This is a genomic window from Streptomyces sp. SID11385 (assembly GCF_010548245.1).
Taxonomy (GTDB): domain Bacteria; phylum Actinomycetota; class Actinomycetes; order Streptomycetales; family Streptomycetaceae; genus Streptomyces.
The window spans coordinates 1-2,629 of the sequence record NZ_JAAGLR010000958.1; the positions used below are offsets into that span (position 1 = coordinate 1).

Genomic DNA, 2,629 nt, shown 5'->3' on the forward strand with positions numbered 1-2,629 from the left:
GGCGTGCCCGCGCGCGGCCGCAGCGGCATGAACGTATGGGTCCCCGTCCCCGACGAGACCGCCGCGGTCGCCCGGCTGCTCACCGAGGGCTGGGCCGCGGCGCCCGGCGCCCGCTTCCGGCTCGCCTCGGGCCCGGGCGTCCGCGTCACGGTCTCGGGACTCGACATGCCCGCGCTCGACGCGCTCGCGGACGCGCTCGTGCGGGCGGTGGAGCGGGGCGCGGGGGAGCCGAGGACGTACGTGTGAGGGGCGGCGGTACGGGTGCGGGGGCCTCGCCGTGCGCGGGGCGGGCGCTCTTTCGCCGAGGCCCCGTCCCTGCCACCCCGCCCCGCCCCGTCAGGCCAGCTTGATCGTCTTGCCGGTGACCTTGAGCTTCAGCTCCTCCAGCGGCGAGGTCGCCGGGGCGTGCTTCACCGAGCCGTCCTCGATGGAGAACTTGCTGCCGTGGCAGGCGCAGTTGATCGTGCCGCCCGAGACCCCGGCGACCTGGCAGCCCTGGTGCGTGCAGACGCTCGTGAACGCCTTGAACTCGCCCTTCGAGGGCTGGGTCACGACGACCTTCGCGTCCGTGAAGATCTTGCCACCGCCCTCGGGGATGTCCGCCGTGCTGCCGAGGGTCGTGCCCTGGCCGCCCGCGGCGGACCCGGACGAGCCCTTGCCGCCGGAGCCCGAGGAGGAACCGCCGCACGCCGCGAGGAGAGCCGCGAGACCGCTGGCCCCCGCGGCGGCGACGAAGGCGCGGCGCGAGGCGCCGGAGCCGGAGGGGTGGAGAACGGTCATGCGGATTCCCTTCCGGGACACGAGGCCGCGCGAGGCGACACGGGTACGGGCGGTGCGCACGGGGCGCGCCGCCCCTATTGTCCGCCCTGTCGCACAGTGCCGGTCGCCCGGGGCCGACCGGCACCGCTCACCGCCCAGCACCGCTCACTCTCCGTCCACCGCGACGCCCAGCGCCGCGCCGAGCCACCGCACCTCGTGCCGCAGCAGCGCGGCGGCGACCGGCGTGCCCACCACGCCGTGCCCCGCCCCGGGCAGCGGCAGCACCTCGTGCGGACGGCCCGCCGCGAGCAGCGCCGCCGAGAGGCGCAGCATGTGGGCCGGACTCACGTTCTCGTCGGCGAGGCCGTGCACGAGCAGCAACGGGCGGCGCAGGCGCGGCGCGTCGTCGAGCAGGGAGGAGGCCCGGTACCCCGCGGGCAGCACCGCCGGATCGCCGAGGAACCGTTCCTCCCAGTGCGTGTTGTAGAGGGCCCGGTCGGTGGGCGCCGCGCCCGCGACCGCCGCGTGGAAGGTCTCCGGGTGCCGCAGCACCGCCCCGGCGGCGAGGTAACCGCCGTAGGACCAGCCCCGGATGCCGACCCGTCCCGGGTCCAGGTCCGGGCACACCCCGGCCGCCGCCCGCAGGGCGTCCGCCTGGTCGGCGAGCGCGGCGGTGAGCCGGTCGCCGTGGATCGCGTACTCCCAGGGCGCGCCGCGCCCCGGCGTCCCGCGCCCGTCCGTGATCAGCACCGCGAAACCGTGCTCGGCGAACCACTGCGCGACGGCCGCCCACCACGTGCGCGCCCGCACCACGAGCGCCAGGCCGTGGCCCGCGTACGGGCTCAGGAGCACGGGCAGCCGCGTCCCGGGCGTGTGCCACGAGGGCAGGAAGAGCGTGCTGCGGAGCGCGCGGGCACCGAGACGCAGGTGGCGGGGGCGGGGGAGGACGAGGGGCGTCTCCTCGAAGGAACGCAGGACGGCGGTACGGGGCTCCGCCACGCCGCCGGCCCTCGCCCCGCTCGTGACCCGTACCGTCCGGCCCTCCGGGCCGAGCCCGTCGAGCACCAGCGTCGGCCCGCCCGCCGCGCCCTCGTACACGCCGGGCTCCGGGCCGCTCAGCCGCGTCGGCGCGGTGCCCGGCGTCCACGCCCACACGTGGACCTCCGTCGGGTCCGTACCGGCACGCAGCAGCACCTCCTCGCCCCGCGCCCCCAGCACCTCGCGCACCTGAAGGCCCTCCGGCGTCGTCGCCGTCCCCGCCGCCAGGCCGCGTGTGCCGTCGCCGAGGACGCGCGCCGTCACGAGGGTGCCCGCGTCCGTGCGCAGCGGAGCGCCGGGCAGCAGGGAGACCCAGTACGGGTCGTGCTCCTCGGCGAGCGTGCGCGCGGAGCCGTCCGCCGGGTCGAGCGCGAGAGTGCGCACCGTGCGCTGGTCGCGGGTCTGCACGCTCGCCCAGGGGCCGTGCGCGTCCCAGCCGGCCGCCGTCAGGTACTCGAACTCGGGTGCGTGCCAGGGGGCTTGCGGGTGGCCCTCGCCCGCCCGCGCGGGGAGCGCGACCCGCCGGGTGCCGCTCCCGTCCGCTGCGACGAGGTGCAGGCTCGTGACCGCGTTCGCCGTCCCGGCCGCCGGGTAGCGCAGCACGCGCGGGGGAAGTTCGGGGCGCGCGGGATCGCTGAGCCAGCGGCGCGCGACCCCGCTCTCGTCGGTACGGGCGACGAGCAGCGCCGTGCCGTCGGGCGCCCACCAGTACCCCTCCGCGCGCCCGATCTCGCCCCGCGCCACGAGGTCGGGCAGCCCGTACGCGACGTCCGCGCCCTCCGGCGCGAGGAGGCGCGTCACCGCGTCCTCACCACCCGGCCACCGCACGGCG

At 77.9% G+C, this 2,629-nt stretch carries 2 protein-coding genes and 1 pseudogene; 1 reads left to right on the plus strand and 2 read right to left on the minus strand.

The annotated features are described in order from the left end of the window. Positions 1-246: pseudogene (locus G3I42_RS29170) on the plus strand (GntR family transcriptional regulator); the annotation flags it as partial. A gap of 90 nt (positions 247-336) precedes the next feature. Here the strand turns inward: G3I42_RS29170 and G3I42_RS29175 are convergent. Next, entirely contained in the window at positions 337-780 is a 444-nt protein-coding gene (locus G3I42_RS29175) for a Rieske (2Fe-2S) protein (RefSeq protein ID WP_164290751.1), read from the minus strand. A gap of 144 nt (positions 781-924) precedes the next feature. Beyond that, positions 925-2,629 (minus strand): prolyl oligopeptidase family serine peptidase (locus G3I42_RS29180; protein WP_239096754.1); only part of this gene is annotated, 1,705 nt, incomplete at its 5' end.